Below are 23,940 nucleotides of genomic sequence, written 5' to 3'. Positions count from 1 at the left end.
CATGATCACGCTCCACCCCCGTGCCGCCGCGCTGCTCGCCGCGTCCGTCCTGCTCACCGGATGCGGCGGCGGCGCCGCGGCCTCCTCGGGACCCCGGGCCGCCGTGACCGCGCCGCCCGCGCCGCCCGCGCCGCCCGCGCCGAAGAGCCCGGCGGCCCCCGAGAGCTCCGAGGCGGCGGCACCCCGGCGGATACCCGGCCTCGGGGCCAAGACCTGGTCCCAGGTGCCGGACGACGCCCGGCAGGTGGTCGTGGTGACCGGACGAGGCAAGGACTCCCCGCTCTCCACGGCCGTCCTCCACACCCGTACCGCCGACGACGGCTGGGAGGCGGGGGAGAGCTGGTCCGCCCACAACGCGCTGCGCGGCTGGAGCGACCACCACCTGGCCGGCGACCTGCGCACACCCATCGGCGTCTACGGCCTCACCGACGCCGGAGGACTCCTGCCCGACCCCGGCACAAGGCTGCCGTACGACCAGGGCGTCGCCTTCACCTCGCCCGGCACCGGGTTCGAGGGCGAGCCGCTGGAAGGCTCCTTCGACTACGTGATCGCCATCGACTACAACCGCAAGCCCGGCACGACACCGCTCGACTGGACCCGTCCGATGGGCGCGAAGCGCGGCGGCGGGATCTGGCTGCATGTCGACCACGGCGGGCCCACCCAGGGATGCGTGAGCGTCGCCGAGCAGCACATGAGGGAACTGCTGCGCACCCTCGACCCCGCCCTCCACCCGGTCGTCGTCATGGGCGACCATGCCTCTCTGGCCCGCTGACGGCATCCTCGACCACACTTCCGACGAGCACTCCCGACCGGACACCCACCGGACACCCGACGACGGCGTACCCCGATCGCATTCCCGACGACCGCATTCCCGACCACAGAGCCGACCGCATTCCCGACCGAGGGGGGAACCGCCACGTGTGCGCACATGTCCTGGTCGCCGAGGACGACGCGATGCAGGCCGAGCTGATCCGGCGCTCCCTGCTCGCCGAGGGCCACACCGCCACCGTCGTCCACGACGGCCCCGCCGCCGTCGACGCGGCCCGGCGGCTCGGCCCCGACCTCGTCGTGCTCGACCTGATGCTGCCGGTCCTCGACGGGATCGCGGTCTGCCGGGCGCTGCGCCGTGAGGACGACATCCCCGTCCTCATGCTCACCGCCCGGGCCGCCGAGGAAGACGTCCTGCTCGGCCTGGAGGTCGGCGCCGACGACTACATGACCAAGCCGTACAGCCCCCGAGAGCTGATGGCCCGGATCCGTACCGTCCTGCGGCGCAGCGGCCGGACCGCCGGCCGGCGCGAGGAGCCGGTGGCGCGGGCGGCTGGGATCGTCGTCGACCCGGTGCGCCACGAGGTGCACTGCGACGGGGTGCCCGTGGACTGCACGCCCGCCGAGTTCCAGATCCTGCTCGCCCTGACCGGCGAGCCCGAACGGGTCTTCTCCCGAGGGCAGTTGCTCCAGTGCACCCGCGGCTACGACCGCTCCTCCACCGAACGGGCGGTCGACGTGCACATCATGAACCTGCGCCGGAAGATCGAGGCCGACCCGCGCAGACCCGTACGGCTGCTGACCGTCTTCGGCGTCGGCTACAAGCTCAGCGGCGGCCGCGCGTGAACCGCATACCCCTGCGCAAGCGGCTGCTGGTCCGGCTGGTCTTCGCCTCCGTCCTCATCGCCGTGTGCTCCGTGGCCGCCACCGCCTGGCTGGCCGTCGCCACCACCACCCGCGCGCTGCGCCAGGAGCAGGGCCAGGCCCTCGCCGACGACATGGACATCCTCGCCGAGCTGAGCGGGTACGCCGCCACCCACCCCGAGTGGAAGGGCGTCGAGTCCGTGGTGCGCGCCCTGTCCGCGAAGACCGGCCGGCGCATCGCCCTGACCACCACCGACCGTGTGCCGATCGCCGACTCGGCCCGGCGCGGCACCTCCCTGCCCCCGCGCGCCGCCGCCACCGTCGACCCGCTGCGCACCGACACGTACACCGAGCACGGCGCCCAGCTCGGCGGCATCGACCCCCGGGCGGTCGGCCCCTACCGGCTCACGGCGGCCGAACGCGACAAGCTGGACCGCTACGCCGAGTCCCAGCGGAACTGCTACACGCGCCTGGGCTACGACATGACCGTCACCCGCATCCCCAGCGGCCGGCCCCTCCTCACCGACGACGAGGGCCTGCTCGACTCCGGCTACGACACCGGGATGTGCAGGAGCGACCGCCTCGCCGTCCCCACCCCCACCGAACAGAGGGCGCTCGACGCGCTCGGGAAGCGCGCCCGGCCCTGTCTGAACCGTGTGGGCATCGAGGGCGACGCCTTCTTCGGCCTGGTGGTCGACGTCGGTGACGGCAGCCTCGCGCCGCCGATCATCGCGAAATACGCCAAGATCGGCGGTGCCACCGTCCAGCGTGCCGCGCAGACCTGCATCGACGACTCCCGCCGCGCCCAGCTCGACCCGTACGTCGCCCCGGTCGCCGAACTCTTCCTCGGCGGCGGGAACGACCGGGCGACGCCCCGGTGGAACATGTCCCCGGCCAACCGGGCGAAGGTCGCCGGCACGGCCGGGCTGGTGCTCGCCGTCACCGTCGCCGTGTCGGCGGTGGTCGCCACCCGTCTGGTCCGGCCCCTGCGCGCGCTGACCGAGGCCGCCCAGCAGCCCCCGGACCAGCACGTACGGGTGCCCGTCACCACCCGCGACGAGACCGGGATCCTCGCCGAGGCCTTCAACGACCTCGCCGAACGCCGGGAACGCCTGGAGGCCCAGCGCAAGGCCCTCGTCGCCGACGTCGCCCACGAACTGCGCAGCCCGCTCACGAACATCCGGGGCTGGCTGGAGGTCACCCGGGACGGCCTGGTCGACCCCGACCCCGAACTCCTCGGCGCCCTGCACGAGGAGGCCCTGCTCCTCCAGCAGGTCATCGACGACCTGCGCGACCTCGCAGCCGCCGACGCCGGCACCCTGCGGCTGCACCGCGAACCCGTGCCCGCCGACGAACTGCTCGCCCAGGTCGCCGCCGCCCACCGCGTCGCCGCCGACGCGGCGGGGGTCGCCCTGCGCACCGAGACCGAGGACGCCGCCTGGCTCGACGCCGACCCGGTGCGCCTGCGCCAGGCGCTCGGCAACCTCGTCGCCAACGCCGTACGGCACACGCCGAAGGGCGGGTCCGTCACCCTGACCGCCCGGCGCGACGGCGCGGACGTCGTCCTGGGGGTCGCCGACACCGGCACCGGCATCTCCGCCGAGGATCTGCCGCACGTCTTCGAACGGTTCTGGCGCGCCGAGAAGTCCCGCAGCCGGCGCACCGGAGGCAGCGGCCTCGGGCTGAACATCGTCCGCCATCTGGTCGTCGCCCACGGCGGCACGGCCGAGGCGACGAGCGCACCGGGCGCCGGCAGCGTCTTCACCCTGCGGCTGCCGGCCGCGGCGGCTCCCCGGGACGGCTGAACGGGCCGCCCCGCGGAGGCCGACGTCACGAACGCCGGCGCCCCGCGGTCACGAACCCCGATGCCCTGCGGTCACGACTCTCACTGCTCCCGCAGCCCCCACGGGGTGCCGTACGCCGTCAGCAGGTCCAGGAAGGGGCGGGCGGGGAAGGCCTCCGGGCCCAGGACGCCCGTGCCGGACCAGGCGCCGGTGGCGAGGAGTTCGAGGGCGACGACCGGGTTGACGGCCGTCTGCCAGACCACGGCCTGGCTGCCGTACTCGGCCATCGACCACTGGTTGTCGACCACGTGGTACAGGTACACCTCGCGCGGCGCGCCGTCCTTCACGCCCCGCACCCAGGTGCCCGCGCACGTCTTGCCGTGCATGCGCTCGCCCAGGGTCGCCGGGTCGGGCAGACAGGCCGCGACCACGTCCCGGGGGGAGACCGGCACCGGGCCCGCCGCGCTCGCCACGGTCACCGGCGTGGTGCGGTCCAGCCCCAGCTGGTGCAGCGTCTTCAGCGTGTCGACGAACTCCCGGCCCAGGCCGTACTTGAAGGTGACCCGGCGCGCGTCCACCCAGCGCGGCACGAGCAGCACCTCCTCGTGCTCCACGTTCACGCACTCCACCGGGCCGATGCCCTCCGGGAAGTCGAACACCTCGGGCTCGCTGAACGGCTCCGTGGTGTACCAGCCGCGGTCGGACTCGTAGACCACCGGCGGGTTCAGGCACTCCTCGATCGTCGTCCAGATGTTGAAGGAGGGCGCGAAGTCGAAACCGTCGACCGTGAGGTTCGCGCCGTCCCGGATGCCGATCTCCTCGATCTCGTCGAAGAGTTCGTCGGCGGCGTACCGCGCGAAGACGTCCGACAGCCCCGGCTCCACGCCCATCCCGACGAGGGCGAGGGCGCCCGCCTTCTCCCACTCCTGGGCCACCGCGAACTGCGCGTCGCCGAGCTTGACCCCGCACTCCTCGTACGGCTTCTCCGGATGCGGCCGGGACAGCGACATCGCCATGTCGACATAGGTGGCGCCGGCGGCGCGTGCCGCGCCGAACAGCGGCATGACGAAACGCGGGTCGGTGGCGTTGAGCAGCACGTCGCAGCGGTGGCGGGCGAGCAGCTCCGTCACCGCCGCCTCGTCGCCGGCGTCGACACGCTCGGGGTGGAAGCGCTCGTCACCGTCGAGCGCGGCGACGGCGGCCTCGGCGCGGGCGGGGTCGTAGTCGGCGACGACCATCGCCTCGAAGAACGGACGCCGGGCGGCGATCCGGGTGATGGCGGTACCGACACCGCCGGCGCCCACGAGCAGGACACGCATGACGAGAACTCCCTCGGTCGAGGACAGGAGAAGGGAACGGAAGAAAGGGTCGATCACCGGCGAAACATGTGCGAAAGGTGTGCGAGGGGCCCTGCCGGAGATACAACGCCCCGGACCAACGTAAGGTCAATGGCGTTGGCATAAGGCGTAAAGGGCGCGGGGACACGGGAGAAGTCATGCCGAAGGCGGTCGTACCGGAGGAGAAGCGGCGCCGGCGCCGGCCCACGAGGAGCGGCACCGTGCTGTCCGAGCGGCTGATCGTCGAGGCCGCGCTGCGGCTGCTGCGCGAGCACGGCAGCACCGGGCTCACCGCGCGCCGTCTCGGCCTCGCCCTCGACTGCGACCCCAGCACCCTGTACCGGTACTTCCGGGGCATGGACGAGCTGACCCTGGCCATCGGCGACGCGCTCATCGGCGAGGCGCTGCGCGGCTGGACGCCCACCGGGCGGTGGCGGGCGGACCTGCACACGATCGGGCTGCGCATCCACGCCGCGTACGTGGCCCACCCGCAGGCCGCCCAGCTCACGGCGAGCCGGGTCACCGGCCGGGCCAACGAGCTGGCCGCCGACGAGGCCGTCCTGGACGTGCTGCGCACCGCCGGGTTCCCGCTGCCGGAGACGGTCCGCGTCTACCACGCCTTCATCGACCAGACGCTGGCCTTCGCCGCCCTGGACGCCGCGTCCCTGGCCCTGCCACGGGCCACGCGGCACGCCGACGACGCGGTGTGGCGCTCGACGTACGCCGTGCTGCCCGCGGCCACCCATCCGAGGATCGCGGAGGCGGCCCCGCTGCTGTCGGCCCGCATGGTCACCAGCGCCTATCCGACGGCGCTGGAGATGCTCCTGGACAGCGCGGAGGCCACACTGGCCCGGTTCAGTTCCTGAGCGTTGCCCGGGCCGCCGTCGTCACCGCGTCCGCCACCGCGGCGAGGGCGGGCGAGTCGAGCTTCCACTGCTGCCAGTACAGCGGCACGTCCAGGGGGCGGTCGGGCGCGAGGGAGACCAGCCGGCCCGTACGCAGCAGATCACCGGTCTGCACCTCGGGGACCATGCCCCAGCCGAAACCGGCGGCGACCGCGTCCACGAAACCCTCCGAGGTCGGCACGGTGTGCCGTACCGGGCCCGCGCCGCCCGTGCCCGGGCGCAGCCCGCGCACGAAGGCGTCCTGGAGGTCGTCGCTGCGGTCGAAGGTGATCACCGGCGCGCGGGACAGGGTCTCGTGCAGCGGGCCGTCGCCGAGATGGCGGTCCACGAACTCGGGGCTCGCCGCGGCCAGATAGCGCATCGTGCCCAGCGCCCGCACGGAACAGCCGGTCACCGGGTCGGGCGACGAGGTGACCGCCGCCATGACCAGACCCTCCCGCAGCAGCTCCGCCGTGCGTGTCTCGTCCTCCCGGCGCAGCTCGAAGCGGAGCTGCGGCTCCCGGGGAACCCGGGCGAGGGCGGGCAGGAACCAGGTCGCCAGGGAGTCCGCGTTCACCGCGACGGTCACCCGGGCCGGTTCGTCCGCACCGCTCATGCCCAGTTCGGACCGCGTGTCGCGCTCCAGCCGGGCCAGCTGGCGGGCGAACCGCACCACGATCTCCCCGGACTCGGTGGGCCGCACCGGCTTGGTGCGCAGCAGCAGGACCCGGCCCGTGCGCTGTTCCAGCGCCTTGACGCGCTGGCTCACCGCCGACGGTGTCACGTGGAGGGCGGCGGCCGCCGCGTCGAAGGTGCCCTCGTCCACCACGGCGAGCAGCGTCCGTACCAGGTCGAGCGGCAGGTCGGTCATCACGAACGCTAAGGATACGTAAGAATCTTTAGCTGTACCCGCAGTGATCGCCTGCCTAGCGTGGAGGGCATGTCCACCGCACTCGCCGCCGCGGCCGCAGGCTTCGGCACCGGTCTCTCGCTCATCGTCGCCATCGGCGCCCAGAACGCCTTCGTCCTGCGCCAGGGGGTCCGCCGGGACGCCGTCCTGGCCGTCGTCGGGATCTGCGCCCTGTCCGACGCCCTCCTCATCACCCTCGGCGTCGGCGGGGTGGGTGCCCTGGTCGTGGCCTGGCCGGACGCGCTCACCGTGGTCGGCTGGATCGGCGGCGCGTTCCTGCTGGCGTACGGGCTGCTGGCGGCCCGCCGGGTGATCCGGCCGGGCGCGCAGGCCCTGCACACGGACGGCGAGACCGCGGGCTCACGCCGCCGGGCCGTGCTCACCTGCCTCGCGCTGACCTGGCTCAACCCGCACGTCTACCTGGACACCGTGTTCCTGCTCGGTTCCGTCGCGGCGGACCGCGGCCCGCTGCGCTGGACCTTCGGGCTCGGAGCCGCGCTCGCCAGCCTCTGCTGGTTCGCAGCCCTCGGCTTCGGGGCCCGGCTGCTCGGCCGTTTCCTGACCAGGCCCGCCGCCTGGCGTGTCCTGGACGGCCTGGTCGCCGCCACGATGATCACCCTCGGGGTGCTGCTCATCACGGGCGCCTGAGTCCGAAATGTGAGATCACCTGTCCATAAGTGCCGCAACACCACAGGAGTTGCTGGGATAGTGGCCCCCGACCCGAAAGATGTATCGAGCAACCAGGGATCGCGTGGACACCAGCGAGAGCAGCACCGCACCCGAGGCCGGACCCGACGACGGCCCGAGTCCGCAGGACGGCCCCCGGCGCGGCTGGCGCCGATGGGCCATGGACACCCGCCCGCTGCGCCGCCCCGCCTACCGGCGGCTGTGGTCCTCGACCATCGTCACGGCCGTCGGCAGCCAGCTCACCGCCGTCGCCGTCCCCAAGCAGATCTACGACATCACCGGGTCCTCCGCCTGGGTCGGCTACGCCAGCCTCGCCGGACTGCTGCCCATGGTGCTGTTCGCGCTGTGGGGCGGCGCGGTCGCCGACGCCATGGACCGGCGCAGACTGCTGCTGATCACCAACACCGGAATCGCCGTCACGTCGGTCCTGTTCTGGCTCCAGGCCGCCGCCGGGCTCGACTCCGTGCCCGTGCTCATGGTGCTGCTCGCCGCCCAGCAGGCGTTCTTCGGCCTGAACGCGCCCGCCCGCAACGCCTCCATCGCCCGGCTGGTCCCGGCGACGGAACTGGCCGCCGCCAACGCCCTCGGCTCCACCGTCATGCAGACCGGCCTGGTCGCGGGCCCGCTGCTGGCCGGTGCCCTGATCCCGGTGATCGGCCTGCCCGAGCTGTACCTCATCGACGCGCTCGCCCTGTGCGTGACGCTGTGGGCCGTCGTCCGGCTGCCCGCGCTGCCCCCGCTCGCGGGTGCCGGCGCCCGGCGTGCCGGGGTGCGGGAGATCGCCGAGGGGTTCCGCTACATCTCCCGGCACAAGGTGCTGCTGCTGTCCTTCCTGGCCGACGTCATCGCCATGGTCTTCGGCATGCCCCGCGCCCTGTTCCCGCAGCTCGCCGCCGAGACGTACGCCTCCTACGGCGAAGGGCTCGCCCTCGGCCTGCTGTTCGCGGCGATCCCGATCGGAGCGGTGCTGGGCGGGCTGTTCTCCGGCACGTTCTCCCGGGCGCGCCGGCACGGCTGGATGGTCATCGGGGCCGTCGTCGCCTGGGGTGCGGCGATCGCCGGGTTCGGGCTGAGCGGCAGTCTGTGGGTCGCCGTGGTGTTCCTGGCCGCGGCCGGGGTCGCCGACATGGTCTCCATGGTCTTCCGCGGGGCGATCCTGCTGTCCGCCGCCACCGACGAGATGCGCGGCCGGATGCAGGGCGTCTTCACGGTCGTCGTGGCGGGCGGCCCGCGCCTGGCCGACGTGCTGCACGGCACGGCGGGCGCGGCCTTCGGCCCCCGTGCGGCGGTCGCGGGCGGCGGCCTGCTGGTCGTCGCCCTGATGCTGGGCCTGGCGGCGGCGGTGCCTGCGCTGCGGCGCTACCGGATCTGAGCCGCCGGGCGCCCCGGCCGGCTACAGCACCCCGCGCCGGTACGTCCCGTACTGGTCCATGAGCCTGTTGCGGGTCATCTCCAGCCGGTGGGCGAGGATCTCGGCCACGAGCCGCACCAGCGTCATCCCGAGCGCCGGATCCTCCTCGCAGAGCTTCTGCACCGGCTGCGCCTCGAACTCGTAGGCGCGGACCGGGCTGAAGGCCTCCGCCCCGAAGTCCCACCGGTACGGCGGGAACAGCCAGGACCAGCCGAGCAGGTCGCCCGCGCCGAGGCTGGCGACGGTGACCCGCTGTACCGAGGTCACCTGCTGGACGAGGGAGACCGCGCCGGAGCGCACGACCCAGAAGCGGTCGGCCGTGCCGCCCGCCTCGAAGATCCTGGTGTCCTCCGGGAAGGAGACCTCCCGGGCCAGCTCCATCAGTCGCCGGCGCTGGGGCGGGGGAAGGGCGGTCAGCAGTTTCGTCGCTCTGGTCATGGCGCGGTGCTCCTCGCCGGAGATCGGTCGCGGTGCTTTCTCCACAGCCCATTTCAGCCGCTGCGAGCGTGCCGGGCACCTCGGCGGCCCTGATTTTCCGCACGCGGGCAAGAAAATGCCCTGGCTGGACGGGGGAGGCCAGCCAGGGCAGTCAGAGGGTGGTGCCGGGAGGGGGAGTGCATCCGCCCCGCTCACCACGTATGTATGAACGATAAACCATTCACGGGGCTTTCACATCACCAGAACCCGGCCACGTGACCTGTTTCACTCCGGGCGGCAGGTTTGCGCGCCGCCTTGACTCCGGGCCGGCCGGTTCGCGTGCCGCCGTCCTTCCGGGCCGGCCGTATCGCGTGCCGCTTCGGCTCCGGAGCGGCCGGGTGGCGCGCCGCTCTCACCCCGGGCCGCGGCCGGGTCGCACGCGGTATGAATCCCGCTGTGCCGGGTTTGCTCCGGGCCGCAGCGGTCAGGCGGACCATGAGGGCCGAACTGCCACGAGGAGTGAAGGATGCCTCTCGACGACGCGATGCACCGCACGCCCGCACGCGACGGCTCGACGGAGGCGGTGGGGCCGTACCGGCCGTCGGACGTCCGCGGAGCCATACGGCGGGCGGAGGCCGGGCGGTGCGCGCTCACCGGCCGTCCGTACGACGAGCGGGCCGTCACCGACGCCCTCCTCGTCGGCTCCGAACTGGCCACCAACGCCATCCTGCACGGCGGCGGCCTCACCGGGTTCGACGTCGAGGTCGAGGAACGGGACGTACGGGTCTCCGTGAGCGACCGCAGCGACGCGCTGCCCGCGGTCACCGAAACGCGCGGCGAACGCGGCCGGTACCGCACCGGAGGACGGGGCTGGCCCATCGTCCGTCACCTCGCCCGGGACGTGCGCGTCCTCGGCCTCCCCGCCGGCGGCAAGCGCATCACGGCGGTCGTCCCCGTCCGCCGCGGCTGAACCCGCCGCACGGGCCGGCGGCCGCCCCCCGTCACCCGTAGGGGCCGGCGGCACGGACCCCGCCCCGAGCTCCCGTCGCACCGGACGGAGTTTGTTCCTCCGGACACCGGGCAGACGGAGTTCGTGCTTCGGACCGGAGGCGCGCCGACGGGAGGGGTATGCCCGCTCCAGGGCGCTCCATCGGGCCCCGGACGGTAGCGGCCTCCCGCGGTCATTCCCTGAAACCATCCCTTCAGGAGCGAATCCGCATGCCTATCGACATGTCGACAAGCCGTCCCGCAGCATCCACCCGCACCACCGCACCGGGACGGCGCACCCACGACGACGCCCCCGACACCGCGGGCCACTTCGTCCGGCTGACGACCCTGCCGGACGGCCCCGAACGAGACGCCCTGCGCGACGAGGTCGTCACCGCCTGGCTGCCCATGGCCCACCGCATCGCCGGACGCTTCCGCGACCGCGGCGAGGCCGTCGAGGACCTGCGGCAGGTGGCCGCCCTCGGTCTGGTGAAGGCCGTCGACCGCTACGAACCCGACCGCGGCGCCTTCGAGAGCTACGCCGTGCCCACCATCACCGGCGAGATCAAGCGCCACTTCCGTGACCGCATGTGGGCGCTGCGCGTGCCCCGCCGGGTCCAGGACCTCCGCAACAAGGTGCGCACCGCCCGCCGCGAACTCACCGAGAACCCCGGCACACCCGAGCCCTCGGTCCGCGACATCGCCGCCCACACCGGCCTCACCGAGGACGAGGTGACCGCGGGCCTGGAGGCCCTGGAGAGCTACAGCACCCTGTCGCTGGACGCCGAACTCCGCGCCGGGGACGACGCGTACAGCCTCGCCGACACCCTCGGCGGCCCCGACGCCTCCTTCGACGTGGTCGTCGACCGCGAGTCCGCCCGGCAGGGCCTGCGCAGCCTCCCGGAACGCGAACGCGCCATCCTCTACATGCGCTACTTCGAGGACATGACCCAGAGCAGGATCGCCGACCGGCTCGGCATCTCCCAGATGCACGTCTCCCGGCTCATCAGCCGCAGCTGCGCCCGGGTGCGCCGCGAGGCCCTGGGCCGGCGCGACGAGCCCGACAGCTGAGCCCAGGTGTACGCCCGGCGGGTCCGGGCAGGCGAGTGGCAGTGACCGGGGGACGGCGACCGGAGACGGAGGGTCCCATGACCGCGACGGTACCGGGAAGGGCGGACGGCACGCCCGAGCCCGAAGAGATGGCCCGGCTGCGCGCCGAGGTGCGCGGCCTGCGGGCCCGGGCCCGGGCGTACCCACTGATCTCCCAGGCGCAGGGCATGCTCCAGGAGCGCTACGGCCTGGCCGGCGCGGACGACGCGTTCACCCTGATGCGCCGGTCCTCGCAGCGGTTCAACGTCAAGATGCGCACCCTGGCCGGGGCCCTGGTGACCACCCCACGTCCGGACGAGCGGTCGGCGGTGTGGTTCCCCCGCCGGATCCGTCACCCCGAGCCCGCCCTCGGCTTCCTGCCGCCCGGCGCGGAGGGCGCCCACAGCCGCGGTGCGGTGCTGGGCGCCGTACTGGACCGGACGCTCGCCGTGGTCGGCACCGGGATGGGCAACGTCCAGACCGTCGACCGGGTCGCGGGAGGCCTGCGCATGGAGCGGCACACCGGGCTGACGGAGGAGTTCGTCGACTTCTTCGCGCACGTCGGCGAGGACGGCACCTCCTGCGCCCAGGCCGCCCGGGACGTCAGCCAGGTCACCGTCCGGGACGTGGAGAGCGCCCCAATGTTCAGCGAGCCCGCCCGCGAGGCCGTCCTGGCCGCCGGCAGCCGGGCCTGCCACAGCGTGCCCCTGACCACCTCGGCCGGCCTCTGCGTCGGCATGGTCTCGGCCCACGCCGACCGCCCGCTTGCCGAGCTGGACGGCACCCGGCTCAAGGTGCTGGACGCGCTCGGCGCCCAGGCCGGCCACTGGCTCGCCTGGCACGAGCGCACCGTCCTCCTGGACGCGCTGGAGTACCTGCACGCCCTGGGCCGTGCGGAGCGCGACGCCGCCCGGCGCCCCGGACGCTGACCGGACTCGCGCCGGGCACGTGAACCGAGGGGCCCCCTCACCCCTCCCGGGCGACCGGCGCCCCCAGCGGTCGCGCCAGCCCCAGCACCGCCTCGTCCAGCCGCTGGAGATGCCGCAGCACCCGGTCGGTGACCTGCCCGTAGCGGGGTGCCCTCGGCACCCCCGGCTTCAGCAGCGCGGCGATGCTCGGCCCGGTCAGCACCTCGGCGTCGACGGGCTCCTCGGCGACCCGCGCCGCGAGCGCCCGGATGTTGTGCAGGATGCGCTGCCCGGCTCCGCGCAGCCGGGGATCCGCCGCGATCGACGGATGCGTGGGCAGCAGCTCGGCCGTGGCCGCCAGGGACCGCGCGTGGTACGCGCAGGTCTCCAGGAGCGCGACGACGTAACGGGCGGTGTCCCGCCGGGCCCGCAACGGCGTGACCGGGTGCGTCAGCGGCTGCGTCGCCGCCCGCAGGTCCGCCAGCGCCTCGTCCAGATCGCGGGCCCGGTCCAGCAGCTCGGCCGGGGGACCGCCGCTCAGCTGGTCCACGGCCGCCTCCGTGACATCGGTCAGCCGGTCCAGCACCGTCACCAGCAGCTCGTTCGTCCGCCGGTCGGTGCGCACCGGCAGCACCAGCGCCGCCGCCACCACCCCGCACACCACCCCCAGCGCCGTCTCCTCGATCCGCAGCACCAGCACCGACAGGCTGTAGGTGTGCAGCAGCGTGTACAGCACCCCCAGCGCCGCCGTCGCGAAGAACGACATCAGCGCGTACGACAGCGGCGCCGTGTAGAACATCGCGAACACGCACAGCAGCACCACCGCGAACGCCGTCCAGGTGTGGTGCCCGACGACCCCCGCGAGCGCGATGCCCGCGATCACCCCGAGCCCGGTCCCCAGCAGCCGCCGGTAGCCCTTCACCAGGATCTCCCCGGTGGAGGCCGTGTTGATGAACACGATCCAGCAGGTCAGCACCGCCCAGTACCAGCGGTGCTCGGACAGCAGCTCGCCGCCCACGATGGCCAGCGACGAGCCGACCGCGACCTGCACCGCGGCCCGGGTGGTCGGCCGCCGCAGCCCGGTGTCGTGTTCCTCCTCCTCGGCGCCGATGGCCGCGTCCTCCGCGTCCAGCTCCTCCCGGGAGCGGGCCGTCTCCGGGCTGTCGTCGGACTCGTCCTGCGGTCCGTCCAGCGCGATCCGCAGCCCCAGCACCGCCCGCGCCGCCTCACCGACGCCCCGGAACACGTCCTGCACGGCCGGTGACGCCTTCGGCAGGTTCTCCTCGTCCCGGTACCCGAGCAGCCGGTTGCGCACCTGCGCCGTCGCCGCACCCTCCGCGCCCGCCACCGCGGGACGCCGTACGAGCATCCGCAGGGCCGTCAGGTCGCGGCGCAGGGTGTCGAGCGCCTCGTCCCGCACCGGCAGATGGCCGCCCTCCGGCAGGGGCGCGCCCGGCAGATGCAGGGTCAGGGTGTCGGCCCGCTCGGCGCTGCGCGCGGTCAGCAGGAGCAGCCCCAGCCGCTCCGCGGTGATCTCGGCGTCGGCGACGCGCCGCTGCACCAGCCCGGCCACCCGGGCGTCCGGGGTGCCCTCGTCCAGCCGGCCCTGGATCATCATCGCCGTCTCGTGCAGCCGGGCGGTGCCCTCGCGGACATGGGCGAGCGCCTTCTCCACGTCGTCGGGCCCGGCGTCGAGCAGTTCCAGCTGGGCGGCGAGGAGCTGCGCCAGCCGCGCCCGGAACGCCTCCCGCAGCCGGTCGAGGATCCCCGCGGACGACTGCGGCACCAGCACGAACCGCGCCACCGCGCTGCAGCCGAACGCGACGGCGATCACCCCCCACAGACCCGCGACGCTCCCCGTGGTGGAGCCGACGAAGAGGGACAGGAAGTAGACCTGGAAGCCGATCAGCCCGAGCGCCGTGCCCCGGTCGCCGAACCGGCGCCCGTACACCGCGCAGAAGATGAGCACCACGAAGAGGGCGTCACCGAGCAGCACCCGGGGGCTGAGCAGCGCCGCCAGGGTCACCGAGGCCAGGGCCACGGGCAGCCCCAGCGCCAGGGTGGCGGCCTGCCCGCCGCGCCGCTTCTCCCGGACGGCGAAGGTGGCGACCATCGACGCGATGGCCCCCGCGACGAGATGCCCGACGTCCGCGCCCAGCAGCGACAGCACGGCCAGCGTGAGCGAGATGGCTCCCACCGTCCGCAGCCCGGCCGCCAGGCGCAGCAGCCCGGGATCGGACGCGGCGACCCGGTCCTTCCACCGGGCCACCGCCCGAGCCCCCGCGCCGGTCACCCGGACCCGGTACCCGTGCCCTCGACGTGCGCCCGTACCTGCTCGGGCGTCAGATAGGCGTCCGTGTACTCGAAGTCCTTGAGCTTCGCGGCCCGGCGGGTCTGGAAGCCGGTGCGGACGAAATCGTCGCCCGCGACGGCGTTCAGTGTCCAGTTCGTCAGCACCCGCGCCTTGGCCACGCCCGTCCGCAGCGCCCCCCAGTGGTAGCCGCGCGCCACGGCCTGCGCGGGCAGCCCCCGCAGCTCGATGCCGAGCGGCTTGGAGACGGCGTCGGTGCCGCCGAGGTCGACCACCAGACCGAGGTCCTTGTGCACGTACGGCTTCAGCGCCTGCCCGCGCAGTGTCGCGATGACGTTGTCGGCGACGACCTTGGCCTGGCGCATCGCGTGCTGGGCGGTCGGCGGGCAGACGGCGCCCTCCACCCCCGTCGCGACCTTCGCCTCGTCCGGTACGGCGGCGGCGTCGCCGAGCGCGAACACCCCGTCCCGGCCGGGCAGGTTCAGCTGCGAGGTGACCGCGAGCCGGCCGCGGACCGTCTCCTCGCCGAGCGTGCCGATGAGGGGGCTCGCCACCACGCCGGCCGTCCAGATCAGGGTGCGGGTCGGGATCACCCGCCCGTCGGTGAAGGTGACCTCTTCCGGGCCGGCCTTGGCGATGGACACCCCCAGCGAGATCTCGATGCCGCGCTTGCGCAGCACCTCCTGCGCGCTGCGGCCGAGCTTGTCGCCCAGTTCCGGCATGAGCTTGGGGGCGATGTCGATCAGATGCCACTTGATGAGGCCCGGGTCCAGCCGGGGATAGCGCTTGACCGCGTTGTGCGTGAGCAGCTGGAGACAGGCGGCGGTCTCGGTGCCCGCGTAGCCGCCGCCCACGACCACGAACTGGAGCCGGGACGCCCGTTCGGCGGGGTCCTGGCTGGCGTCGGCGAGGTCGAGCTGCGTGATGACGTGGTCGCGGATGTACGCGGCTTCCGCGAGCGTCTTCATCCCGTAGGCGTGGTCGGTCAGCCCCGGGATGTCGAAGGTACGGGTGATGCTGCCGGGAGCCAGCACGATGTAGTCGTACCGCTCGTCGACGATCTCGTCGGTGATGGTGCGGATGACGCAGACCTTCGACCTGAGGTCCACGCCGACGGCGCCGCCCGGGATGATCCGGGTGCGGTACTTGCTGCTGCGGCGCAGGGACACGGCGATCGACTGGGGCGTCAGCACCCCGGAGGCGACCTGCGGCAGCAGCGGCAGATAGAGCTGGTAGGCGAACGGTGTCACCAGGGTGATCTCGGCCTCGTCCGGGGAGAGCCTGCGTTCCAGACGCCGAACGCACCCCACTCCCGCGAAGCCCGCGCCCACCACCAGGATCCTGGGTCGTGTCACGTTGTCCATCCCTTTCTGCGGCTCCAGGCGGTCTGCCCGACCTCATGCGCGTGCCCGCCCGCGGGCGTCTCGCACCTCATCGATCCCACCGCGCCCGGCCGGGTTGCGCCAGCCGGGCGAGGCATGCAGACGAACGTTTCTCCTGAGGTCCCGGTCGTACCCGTCGCGAGACCCGTTCAGTCCCGGTCGCGGGCCCGGCCGGAACGCGCCCCTCCGCGCGCGGCCCGAATGCGGGCGCCCCCGAGGGGTATGGGGGAGCTGTGGAGAGCGAGGAGGGGAACACCGTGACCATCGACGACGGAATATGGTCGTACGCGCCGGGCAGCGGTCATGCCGAGGGCCAGGATCTCACCGGGTACGCCGTCGCGGCGTCCGACGGCACTCTCGGACACGTGGAACGGGAGGCCGCGCCGAACGGACTGCGCCACCTGGTCGTCGACAGCGGCCTGTGGGTCTTCGGCCGGAGCGCCGTCGTCCCCGTGGGTGTCGTGGCGTCCGTCGACCCGGCGGCCCGGAGGATCACCCTGTCCTGCACCCGGGACGAGGCCAAGGGAGCCCCCCGCTTCCGGACCGACAGCGAGACGAGGGACCCCGCGTACCTCGCCGGTGTCGGCGCCCACTACCGCCGTCCGACCTCGCACGGCACCACTCCGGCCTGAGCCGCCTACCAGGGCAGGAAGACATGGACGTCCTTGCCCGTCGCGTGCGGCACCACGCTGACCTGGTCGCACAGCGCGTGCACCAGATGCCAGCCGATGCCGCCGCCCCCGCTGTCCGGCCGGAACGGACGCGGCTCGGGCAGGACGCGGCTGGTGTCGCCCAGCATGACGTGCACCCCGTCGAACGTGGGGCGCAGCCGCAGCTCGAAGGGGCCCGGCGCGTACTGCACGGCGTTGGCGGCCAGCTCGGTCACGACCAGCACGATGTCGTACCGGCACTCCGGCGCCGAGGGCGGCGAGATCTCCGCCAGCTCGCGGAGGAAGTCCTCCGTGGCCAGCCGCGCGCCCGTCACGTCCCACGGCTCGCCCGCGAACCGGGCGGTACGGGCCGTGATCGTCCAGGATGCCGATGAGTCGTTGCCACGCGGCTCGGTTGCCATGATCGTGTGCGGCCCCCGGTCGCCCCCCCGGGGACCGTCGTCCTTTCTCGTACGGCTGTCTCGCGTCGCTCGCGTCGCCCCTTGTCAGGGTTCCCGGGAGCGCGTCGGCTACGCGTACGATCCGGGCCCGGCTCAGCGGAACACGTCGTCCGCGTCGTCCCAGCTCAGCACCTCCTCGGGGGTGCTCTGCCGGGGCAGCCGCGCCCTGGCCTGGTACATCGCCTCGATCTCCGCCGCGTAGTGCGCCACGATCGAGTCCCGGCGCAGTTTCATCGACGGCGTGAGCAGTCCGTTGGACTGGTCGAACGGCTGGGGCAGGATGCGGAAGGCGCGGATGGACTCCGAACGGGACACGGCGCTGTTGGCCGCGGCCACCGCACGGGCGATCTCCTCCCGCAGCGCGTTCTCCTCGCGCGCCTCCCGGCTCGGCGTGTCGCCGTGCAGCGTCAGGCTGCGGCGCCAGTGCGCCAGGAAGTCGGGGTCCAGGGTGATCAGCGCGCCCACGCAGGGCCGGTTGTCGCCCACCACGACCGCCTGGTGGACCAGCGGATGCATCCGCAGCCGCTGCTCCAGCGCGGTGGGCGCCACGCTCTTGCCGCTGCTGGTGATGATGACGTCCTTCTTGCGGCCGGTGATCGTGAGATAGCCGTCGGTGTCCAGGAACCCGAGGTCCCCGGTGCTCAGCCACCCGCCGCGCAGCGCGCTCCGGGTCGCGGGCTCGTCGTTGACGTATCCCTGGAACACCGACGGGCCGCGCACCAGGATCTCCCCGTCGTCCGCGACGTGCAGGTCGGTGCCCGGCAGGACCTGGCCGACCGTGCCGGACTTCTCCCGGCCCAGCGGCTGCATGGTGACCCCGCCGCTGGTCTCCGTCAGACCGTAGCCGTCGTGGACGTAGATGCCGATGCCCTCGTAGAACAGCGACAGATCGCGGGTCAGCGGGGAGCCGCCCGAGGTGGCGCGGTGGACCCGCCCGCCGAGCGCGGCGCGCAGCTTGCGGTAGACGGTCCGTTCGAACAGGGCGTGCTGGATCCGCAGGTCGAAACCGGGCCCGGAACCCCGGCCCAGCCGGTGCCGCTCGGCGGCCGCCGCGAAGTCCCGGGCGGTCTCGGCCGCCCGCTCGAACAGCGCGCCCCGGCCGGTCTCCTGGGCGGACCGCAGGAAGTTCTTGTAGATCTTCTCGAAGACGGAGGGGACCGCGTACAGATACGTCGGGCGGAAGGACAGCAGCGCCTCCGAGAGCGCCACCGCGCTCAGGTCGGGCTCGTGGCCCATCACGATGCCGCCGCGTATGCACAGGCCCTGGATCATCAGCCCGTACACATGGGAGAACGGCAGGAACGCCAGCACGCTCGCCTGCTCGCCCGGCGCCGCCGCCGTGTGCCCCCAGCCCGCCAGCAGCGTGTCGCAGGGGCTGGCCAGCCCGGCGTGGGTGAGCGCGCAGCCGAGCGGCCGGCCCGAGGTGCCGGAGGTGTAGGCGATCGCCGCGGTGGAGTCGGGCAGCACGATCCGGCGCAGCGAGTCCACCGTGGTCAGCGGCACCAGCTCGCCGCGCCGGGCGAGTTCGTCCAGCGCGCCCGAGTCCAGCTGCCAGACATGGCGCAGCCTGGGGAGCGCCGCGCACACCGAGCCGACGGTCATGACGCTCTGCTCGTCCTCGACGACCACGCCCACACAGCCCGCGTCCCGCAGGATCCACTCGACCTGCTCGCGCGAGGAGGTCGGGTAGACGGGCACGACCTCGGCGCCCACCGCCCACAGCGCGTAGCTGAGGGCGGTCCACTCGTACCGGGTCCGCGCCATGATCGCGACGCGGTGGCCGGGCGAGATGCCGGACGCCACGAACCCCTTGGCCAGGTCGACGACCTCGTCGCGCAGCTCGACGGCCGTGACCTCCTCCCAGGTGGTGGAGGACGGGTCGCGGCGGCGGGCCAGTACCGGGAGTGTGGGGGTGCGGGCCGCTGTCTCGAAGACGCTGTCGGCGAGCCCTCCGGTCAGGGGCGAGACGGCTGGGGGAGCGAGAGCGAAGTCGCGCATACGCTGCTCCTGACGTGTACGAAGGGTGACTCCGTCGACGGGAACTGTTATCGACGCTGGCGAATGTAGCCCAGGTGGGACCGGTTGTGGCCGGGAACGGATTAAGTAATGTGCCTTGATGATCTCGGCCGCCGCGGGAGCATCATGCCTGCGTATGCCGCACGCAGCTGCTGACCACCTCGCGCAGACTGCCCGTGCGCTCCCACACCTCGCGCTGCACCTGCGACCCGTTGCCGTCCCGCAGCAGCGCCGCGCAGGACGCGCGGGCCCGCTCCAGATCCCCGCTGTCGGCCAGCGCGTCCCCCACGTGCTCCAGCAGATCCCGTACGACGCTCTCGGCGGACGCGTGCCGCATGGTCAGCGGATGGACCAGGTGCCCGGTCAGCCCGGAGCGGGCCGCCTGCCAGTCGGCCAGCCGCAGCAGGCTGATGCTGTGGTCCACCGGCTCCTGCCCGGCCGCCCAGGCGCGGGCCGCGGTCTCCACCAGCCCGCGCACCAGGATGGCCACCAGCACCGCCGTGTCCGCGTGCAGACAGACGTCCGCCACCCGCACCTCCACCGTCGGATAGCGCGCCGACAGCCGGGCGTCGAAGTAGACCATCGCCTCGTCGAGGATCGTGCCGGTGGCCACCATGTCCGCCACCCGCCGGTGGTAGTTGTCGGCCGGCCCGAACAGCTCGGTGGGACCGGCCGACGGCCAGCGCAGCCACACCCGGCGGCGGTAGCTGCTGTAGCCCGTCTCCCGTCCCTGCCAGAAGGGCGAGTTGGCGCTCAGTGCCATCAGCACCGGCAGCCAGGGCCGGATCCGGTCGAGGACCGCGACGCCCTCCTCGTCCGAGTCCACGGCGACATGGACATGGCAGCCGCAGACGATCTGCTCACGCGTCGCGATCCCGAACTGGTCCGCCATCCACCGGTAGCGCCGCCCGATGCTGACGGAGGGGCGCACCGCCAGCGGTGAGGTGGCCAGCGCCGCGACCGCGCACCCCGCCTCCTTGGCGTGCCGCGCCGCCTCCCCGCGGATCCGGACCAGCTCCTCGGCCAGCTCACCCATCCTCGACTGCGGATGAGTGGCGAACTCGACCATCTGGTTGTGCAGTTCCTTCTGGAAGACGGGCTCCTGCTCCGCCTGCTCGCACCGTGCGGCGCGGGCGAGGACCGCGGCGGACAGCGCCTGCGGCTCCCCGCTCTCCGGGTCCACGAGGAGGAGCTCCTCCTCCACTCCGACGGTGCGCACGGGATGTGGCCTCTCTCTGACGGTCGGTACGCCCCCGACTTCCCAGGGCGTGCCCGTTCACACGGACGACGGCGTGAGCCACACGGTGGCGAGGGGCGGCAGCGTGAGCAGCAGCTCCCCGTTCGCCGCCTTCACGGGGCCGGGACCGCCGACCCCGCCCCCGCCGTAGTGGCCGGCGTCGGTGTTCAGGACCTCCGCCCAGGCCGGGACCTCGTCGGGCACGAACAGCCGGTAGTCGTGCCGGACCACCGGCGAGAAGTTGCTGACCGCGAGCAGCGGGGCGCCGTCCGCGCCGTACCGGAGGAAGGCGAAGACGTTGTCGTCGGCGGCGTCCCCCACCACCCACCGGAAACCGGCCGGGTCGGTGTCGCGCTCCCACAGGGCCGGCGTCGCCCGGTACACGGTGTTCAGATCACGGACCAGATCCCGCACCCCCCGGTGATCACCCGCCGAGGCGTACCCGTCGTCGAGCAGCCACCACTCGGGCCCGTGTGCCTCGGACCACTCGGCGCCCTGGGCGAACTCCTGCCCCATGAAGAGGAGCTGCTTGCCCGGATGGGCCCACATGAACCCCAGGTAGGCGCGGTGGTTGGCGCGCCGCTGCCACCAGTCGCCGGGCATCTTGGAGACCAGCGCCTGCTTGCCGTGCACGACCTCGTCGTGCGAGATGGGCAGGATGTAGTTCTCGCTGTACGCGTACACCATCGAGAAGGTCATCTCGTGGTGGTGGTACTTGCGGTGCACGGGCTCCTTGGCGATGTACTGGAGCGAGTCGTGCATCCAGCCCATGTTCCACTTCAGCCCGAACCCCAGCCCGCCGCTGTCCGTCGGCCGGGTCACGCCGTCCCAGGCCGTGGACTCCTCCGCGATGGTCACGACCCCCGGGCTGCGCCGGTAGACGGTGGCGTTCATCTCCTGGAGGAACGCCATCGCGTCCAGGTCCTCCCGGCCCCCGAACACGTTCGGCGTCCACTGCCCGGAGTCCCGCGAGTAGTCGAGGTAGAGCATGGAGGCGACGGCGTCCACCCGCAGCCCGTCGATGTGGAACTCCTCGCACCAGTAGGTGGCGTTGGCGACGAGGAAGTTGCGCACCTCCACCCGCCCGTAGTCGAACTCGAAGGTCCCCCAGTCCGGGTGCTCGGCCCGCCGCGAGTCCCCGGGTTCGTACAGCGGATCCCCGTCGAACCGGGCCAGCGCCCAGTCGTCCTTGGGGAAGTGCGCCGGCACCCAGTCCACGATCACCCCGATGCCGGCCCGGTGCAGCGCGTCGACCAGGTGCTTGAAGTCGTCGGGGGTGCCGAGCCGGGCCGTCGGCGCGTAGAACCCGGTGACCTGGTAGCCCCAGGAACCCGAGAAGGGGTGCTGGGCGACCGGCATCAGCTCCACATGCGTGAAGCCGAGGTCGTTGACGTACGCCGGCAGCTCATCGGCGAGCTGCCGGTACGTCAGCCCCGGCCGCCAGGACGGCAGATGGACCTCGTAGACCGAGAACGGCGCCACATGCACGGGCACGTCGCCCCGGTGCGCCATCCACGCGTCGTCGCCCCACGTGTAGTGCGAGGTGTGCACGATCGACGCCGTGTCGGGCGGGACCTCCGCGCGCCGCGCCATCGGGTCCGCCTTGAGGAAACGGCCACCGTGGCGGGAGGTGATCTCGAACTTGTAGCGGGTCCCCTCGCCGATGCCCGGCAGGAACAGCTCCCACACCCCGGACGCGCCGAGCGAGCGCATCGGGAACGCGGTCCCGTCCCAGCAGCAGAAGTCGCCCGCGACCCGCACGCCCTGCGCGTTCGGCGCCCACACCGTGAATCGGGTGCCGGTCACCCCCTGGTGCGTCATCGGCTCCGCACCGAGCGCGCGCCACAGCTCCTCGTGCCGCCCCTCCCGGATCAGATGCAGATCCAGGTCACCGAGCGCCGGCAGGAACCGGTAGGGATCCTCCACCTCCCGCTCGTCCTCCGCGTACGCCACCCGCAGCGTGTACCCGGGCACCGCGTCGAGCGGCAGCACGGCGGCGAAGAGTCCGTCCGCCTCCGAGACCAGCGGGGTGGACGCGCCGTCGACGACCACGCTCACCGCGTCGGCGAAGGGCCGCAGGACCCGGAAGAGAAACCCCTCCGGCACCGGATGCGCGCCCAGCAGGGAGTGCGGGTCGTGGTGAGCGCCCGACAGCAGGCGCGCACGGTCGGCGGGGTCGAGCGCGGGCGCCGCGAGCGGCCGGGGACCGGCCGCCTCGGGGAGGGCGGTGTCGCGCAGGGCCATGGGTCAGCCTCCTCGGACGGCGAGTCGTTCGATCGCCGCCATGGGTACGGGTAGCCAGTCGGGCCGGTTACGGGCCTCGTACAGCACCTCGTAAACGGCGCGATCCGTCTCGTAGGCACGCAAAAGGGCATGTTTCTTCCGCGGATCCCATCCCGCCTGGGCCGCGTAGCCCGCGCAGTAGGCCTCCCGGCAGCGGCGCGCCCACTCCGGACGCCACGGACGGCGCTGCCGGGCGGCGTAGTCGAAGGAGCGCAGCATGCCGGCGATGTCGCGCACCGGGGAGTGCGCCATGCGCCGCTCGGCCAGCGGACGGGACGGTTCGCCCTCGAAGTCGATGACGAACCAGTCGCGTCCCGCCCGTAGCACCTGCCCGAGGTGCAGATCGCCGTGGATGCGCTGGGCCGGCGGACCCTGGTCGCACACGGCGAGCGCGGCGAACGCCGTGGTGAGCCCCGGCACGAACGGGCGCAGCGCCGGCACATGGTGCGCCGCGGCCTCCAGCCGCTCGGTCATCGCCGCCGCCGTACGCCCGTCCTCGGCGTCCGGACCGGCCGGCAGGGCCGCGGCCAGCGCCAGATGGACGTCCGCCGTGGCCCGGCCCAGCTCCGCCGCCTCGGCGGTGAAGTCCTCGTCGCGGGCCAGCGCCTGCAACGCCAGCGTCCAGCCGTCCGAGGCGTCCGGCAGGAAGGGCTGGAGCACGCCGAGCGTGGCCTCCTGCGGATGCGTGGTCCGGAACCAGGCCACGGGCGCGGGAACCCGTCCGCAGCCCTGCCCCGCCAGCGCGACCGGCACCTCCAGATCCGGGTTCACCCCTGGCTGGATCCGCCGGAAGATCTTCAGGATGAACGCGTCGCCGTACACCAGCGACGTGTTGGACTGCTCGGCCTCCAGCAGTCGTGGCGCGAGCCCGGCCGGCACCGGCACCGACGGGTCCGACTCGAAGGAGAGCGGACCCAGCGTGCCGGGGTGGCGCATCCGCTCCAGGAGCAGATGCGCCGACCGGGGATCCTGCAACGCGTCGTGGACCGTCAGCCCCGCCAGCGGACCCTCCTCCACCCTGCCGATCACGGCCCGGCCCAGCCGCGGCGACAGATGCTTCTGGAGGCCGAGGAGCAGCTGGTAGCAGTCACCGGCAGGGGGAGTGTTCCCGGGGGTCGGGACCCCCGACTGCCCGGCGTGCACGAGGAGATGCAGACAGCCCGGATACAGCTCCGTCATCGACAGCATGCGCAGCTCGGTGAGGGGGCGGTCCTTGCCGGCGAACCAGCGCTGCCGTGGCAGCCACTCCCGCAGGAGGGCGGCCAGCGGCCCGGCCGAGCGGACCCCGCTCGCGGTGCCCGGTCGCAGAGGGGCGGTCTTCGTCACGTTGACCCATCCTTTCCTCGACGCACGCTCACAGGCGTCGGCCGACCGGGGCCGCGGCTCGGGTGAGCCGGAACCAGTAGAAGCCGTGGCCCGCGAGGGTGAGCAGGTAGGGCAGCTCACCGATGGCGGGGAAACGCACGCCGCCGAAGAGTTCGACGGGGTGACGTCCGTCGAACCGCCTCAGGTCCAGTTCCGTGGGCTGTGCGAAGCGGGAGAAGTTGTGGACGC

21 protein-coding genes are annotated in these 23,940 nt (G+C 73.2%); 10 read left to right on the top strand and 11 right to left on the bottom strand.

From position 1 onward, the window contains the following. Nucleotide 1 precedes the first annotated feature (1 nt). From IE275_RS14520 to IE275_RS14510, 3 genes are all read left to right on the top strand, one after another. Nucleotides 2-772: a L,D-transpeptidase family protein gene (locus tag IE275_RS14520; RefSeq protein WP_189711649.1), complete on the top strand. Its 771-nt coding sequence runs from the start codon at nucleotides 2-4 to the stop codon at nucleotides 770-772. 146 nt (nucleotides 773-918) lie between these two features. After that, on the top strand, nucleotides 919-1,614 hold the full coding sequence (locus IE275_RS14515) for a response regulator (RefSeq protein WP_189711647.1): 696 nt from the start codon (nucleotides 919-921) through the stop codon (nucleotides 1,612-1,614). After that, a complete protein-coding gene (locus IE275_RS14510) occupies nucleotides 1,611-3,437 on the top strand; it encodes a HAMP domain-containing sensor histidine kinase (RefSeq protein WP_229870239.1) in 1,827 nt (608 codons plus the stop codon). Before IE275_RS14515 ends, IE275_RS14510 begins: the two co-directional genes overlap by 4 nt. A gap of 80 nt (nucleotides 3,438-3,517) precedes the next feature. Here the strand turns inward: IE275_RS14510 and IE275_RS14505 are convergent, their stop codons facing one another. Continuing rightward, on the bottom strand, nucleotides 3,518-4,735 hold the full coding sequence (locus tag IE275_RS14505) for a saccharopine dehydrogenase family protein (protein WP_189711645.1): 1,218 nt from the start codon (nucleotides 4,733-4,735) through the stop codon (nucleotides 3,518-3,520). A gap of 176 nt (nucleotides 4,736-4,911) precedes the next feature. On the opposite strand from IE275_RS14505, the gene IE275_RS14500 reads away from it, so the two are divergent. After that, on the top strand, nucleotides 4,912-5,619 hold the full coding sequence (locus IE275_RS14500) for a TetR/AcrR family transcriptional regulator (RefSeq protein ID WP_189711643.1): 708 nt from the start codon (nucleotides 4,912-4,914) through the stop codon (nucleotides 5,617-5,619). Here the strand turns inward: IE275_RS14500 and IE275_RS14495 are convergent. Further along, nucleotides 5,609-6,508, bottom strand: coding sequence for a LysR family transcriptional regulator ArgP (locus IE275_RS14495; RefSeq protein WP_189711641.1), 900 nt, complete (start codon nucleotides 6,506-6,508; stop codon nucleotides 5,609-5,611). The two genes, IE275_RS14500 and IE275_RS14495, sit on opposite strands and share 11 nt — an antisense overlap. Nucleotides 6,509-6,577: 69 nt before the next feature. Between IE275_RS14495 and IE275_RS14490 the strand changes: the two genes are divergently transcribed. Continuing rightward, a complete protein-coding gene (locus IE275_RS14490; protein ID WP_189711640.1) occupies nucleotides 6,578-7,195 on the top strand; it encodes a LysE/ArgO family amino acid transporter in 618 nt (205 codons plus the stop codon). Nucleotides 7,196-7,274: 79 nt separating this feature from the next. Further along, complete coding sequence (locus IE275_RS14485) at nucleotides 7,275-8,606, top strand: MFS transporter (RefSeq protein ID WP_189711638.1); 1,332 nt, start codon at nucleotides 7,275-7,277, stop codon at nucleotides 8,604-8,606. Between the two features lie 21 nt (nucleotides 8,607-8,627). Here IE275_RS14485 and IE275_RS14480 read toward each other — a convergent pair whose 3' ends face one another. Next, nucleotides 8,628-9,083: a cyclic nucleotide-binding domain-containing protein gene (locus tag IE275_RS14480; protein ID WP_189711636.1), complete on the bottom strand. Its 456-nt coding sequence runs from the start codon at nucleotides 9,081-9,083 to the stop codon at nucleotides 8,628-8,630. 523 nt (nucleotides 9,084-9,606) lie between these two features. Here IE275_RS14480 and IE275_RS14475 point away from each other — a divergent pair. From IE275_RS14475 to IE275_RS14465, 3 genes are all read left to right on the top strand, one after another. Next, nucleotides 9,607-10,032: an ATP-binding protein gene (locus IE275_RS14475; RefSeq protein WP_229870253.1), complete on the top strand. Its 426-nt coding sequence runs from the start codon at nucleotides 9,607-9,609 to the stop codon at nucleotides 10,030-10,032. 248 nt (nucleotides 10,033-10,280) lie between these two features. Further along, nucleotides 10,281-11,120: a SigB/SigF/SigG family RNA polymerase sigma factor gene (locus IE275_RS14470; RefSeq protein WP_189711632.1), complete on the top strand. Its 840-nt coding sequence runs from the start codon at nucleotides 10,281-10,283 to the stop codon at nucleotides 11,118-11,120. Between the two features lie 77 nt (nucleotides 11,121-11,197). Continuing rightward, nucleotides 11,198-12,067 (top strand): ANTAR domain-containing protein, encoded by an 870-nt coding sequence (locus IE275_RS14465; RefSeq protein WP_189711630.1) that lies wholly within the window; start codon nucleotides 11,198-11,200, stop codon nucleotides 12,065-12,067. A gap of 37 nt (nucleotides 12,068-12,104) precedes the next feature. Here IE275_RS14465 and IE275_RS14460 read toward each other — a convergent pair whose 3' ends face one another. After that, entirely contained in the window at nucleotides 12,105-14,315 is a 2,211-nt protein-coding gene (locus tag IE275_RS14460) for an FUSC family protein (protein WP_229870238.1), read from the bottom strand. A gap of 20 nt (nucleotides 14,316-14,335) precedes the next feature. Continuing rightward, the gene (locus IE275_RS14455) at nucleotides 14,336-15,721 is read right to left on the bottom strand and encodes an NAD(P)/FAD-dependent oxidoreductase (RefSeq protein ID WP_189711626.1); all 1,386 of its coding nucleotides are present in this window, start codon (nucleotides 15,719-15,721) and stop codon (nucleotides 14,336-14,338) included. 275 nt (nucleotides 15,722-15,996) lie between these two features. On the opposite strand from IE275_RS14455, the gene IE275_RS14450 reads away from it, so the two are divergent. Further along, nucleotides 15,997-16,371 carry a PRC-barrel domain containing protein gene (locus IE275_RS14450; RefSeq protein WP_189711624.1) on the top strand — a complete coding sequence of 125 codons (375 nt, stop codon included), beginning with the start codon at nucleotides 15,997-15,999 and terminating at the stop codon, nucleotides 16,369-16,371. A gap of 5 nt (nucleotides 16,372-16,376) precedes the next feature. Here IE275_RS14450 and IE275_RS14445 read toward each other — a convergent pair whose 3' ends face one another. The 6 genes from IE275_RS14445 to IE275_RS14420 form a co-directional block, all read right to left on the bottom strand. After that, complete coding sequence (locus IE275_RS14445; RefSeq protein ID WP_189711622.1) at nucleotides 16,377-16,811, bottom strand: ATP-binding protein; 435 nt, start codon at nucleotides 16,809-16,811, stop codon at nucleotides 16,377-16,379. A 132-nt stretch (nucleotides 16,812-16,943) separates the two neighbouring features. Beyond that, complete coding sequence (locus tag IE275_RS14440; protein ID WP_189711620.1) at nucleotides 16,944-18,848, bottom strand: AMP-dependent synthetase/ligase; 1,905 nt, start codon at nucleotides 18,846-18,848, stop codon at nucleotides 16,944-16,946. A gap of 142 nt (nucleotides 18,849-18,990) precedes the next feature. Further along, on the bottom strand, nucleotides 18,991-20,085 hold the full coding sequence (locus tag IE275_RS14435; protein WP_189711618.1) for a glutamate--cysteine ligase 2: 1,095 nt from the start codon (nucleotides 20,083-20,085) through the stop codon (nucleotides 18,991-18,993). Between the two features lie 57 nt (nucleotides 20,086-20,142). Then, the gene (glgB, locus tag IE275_RS14430; protein ID WP_189711617.1) at nucleotides 20,143-22,347 is read right to left on the bottom strand and encodes a 1,4-alpha-glucan branching enzyme; all 2,205 of its coding nucleotides are present in this window, start codon (nucleotides 22,345-22,347) and stop codon (nucleotides 20,143-20,145) included. A 3-nt stretch (nucleotides 22,348-22,350) separates the two neighbouring features. Beyond that, nucleotides 22,351-23,712: a maltokinase N-terminal cap-like domain-containing protein gene (locus tag IE275_RS14425; protein ID WP_189711615.1), complete on the bottom strand. Its 1,362-nt coding sequence runs from the start codon at nucleotides 23,710-23,712 to the stop codon at nucleotides 22,351-22,353. Nucleotides 23,713-23,740: 28 nt separating this feature from the next. Beyond that, a partial coding sequence (locus IE275_RS14420; RefSeq protein ID WP_189711612.1) for an alpha-glucosidase C-terminal domain-containing protein occupies nucleotides 23,741-23,940 on the bottom strand: 200 nt, incomplete at its 5' end.

The organism is Streptomyces phaeofaciens (genome assembly GCF_014648915.1).
GTDB classification, from domain to species: domain Bacteria; phylum Actinomycetota; class Actinomycetes; order Streptomycetales; family Streptomycetaceae; genus Streptomyces; species Streptomyces phaeofaciens.
This window is presented reverse-complemented; position numbering and strand designations above follow the sequence as displayed.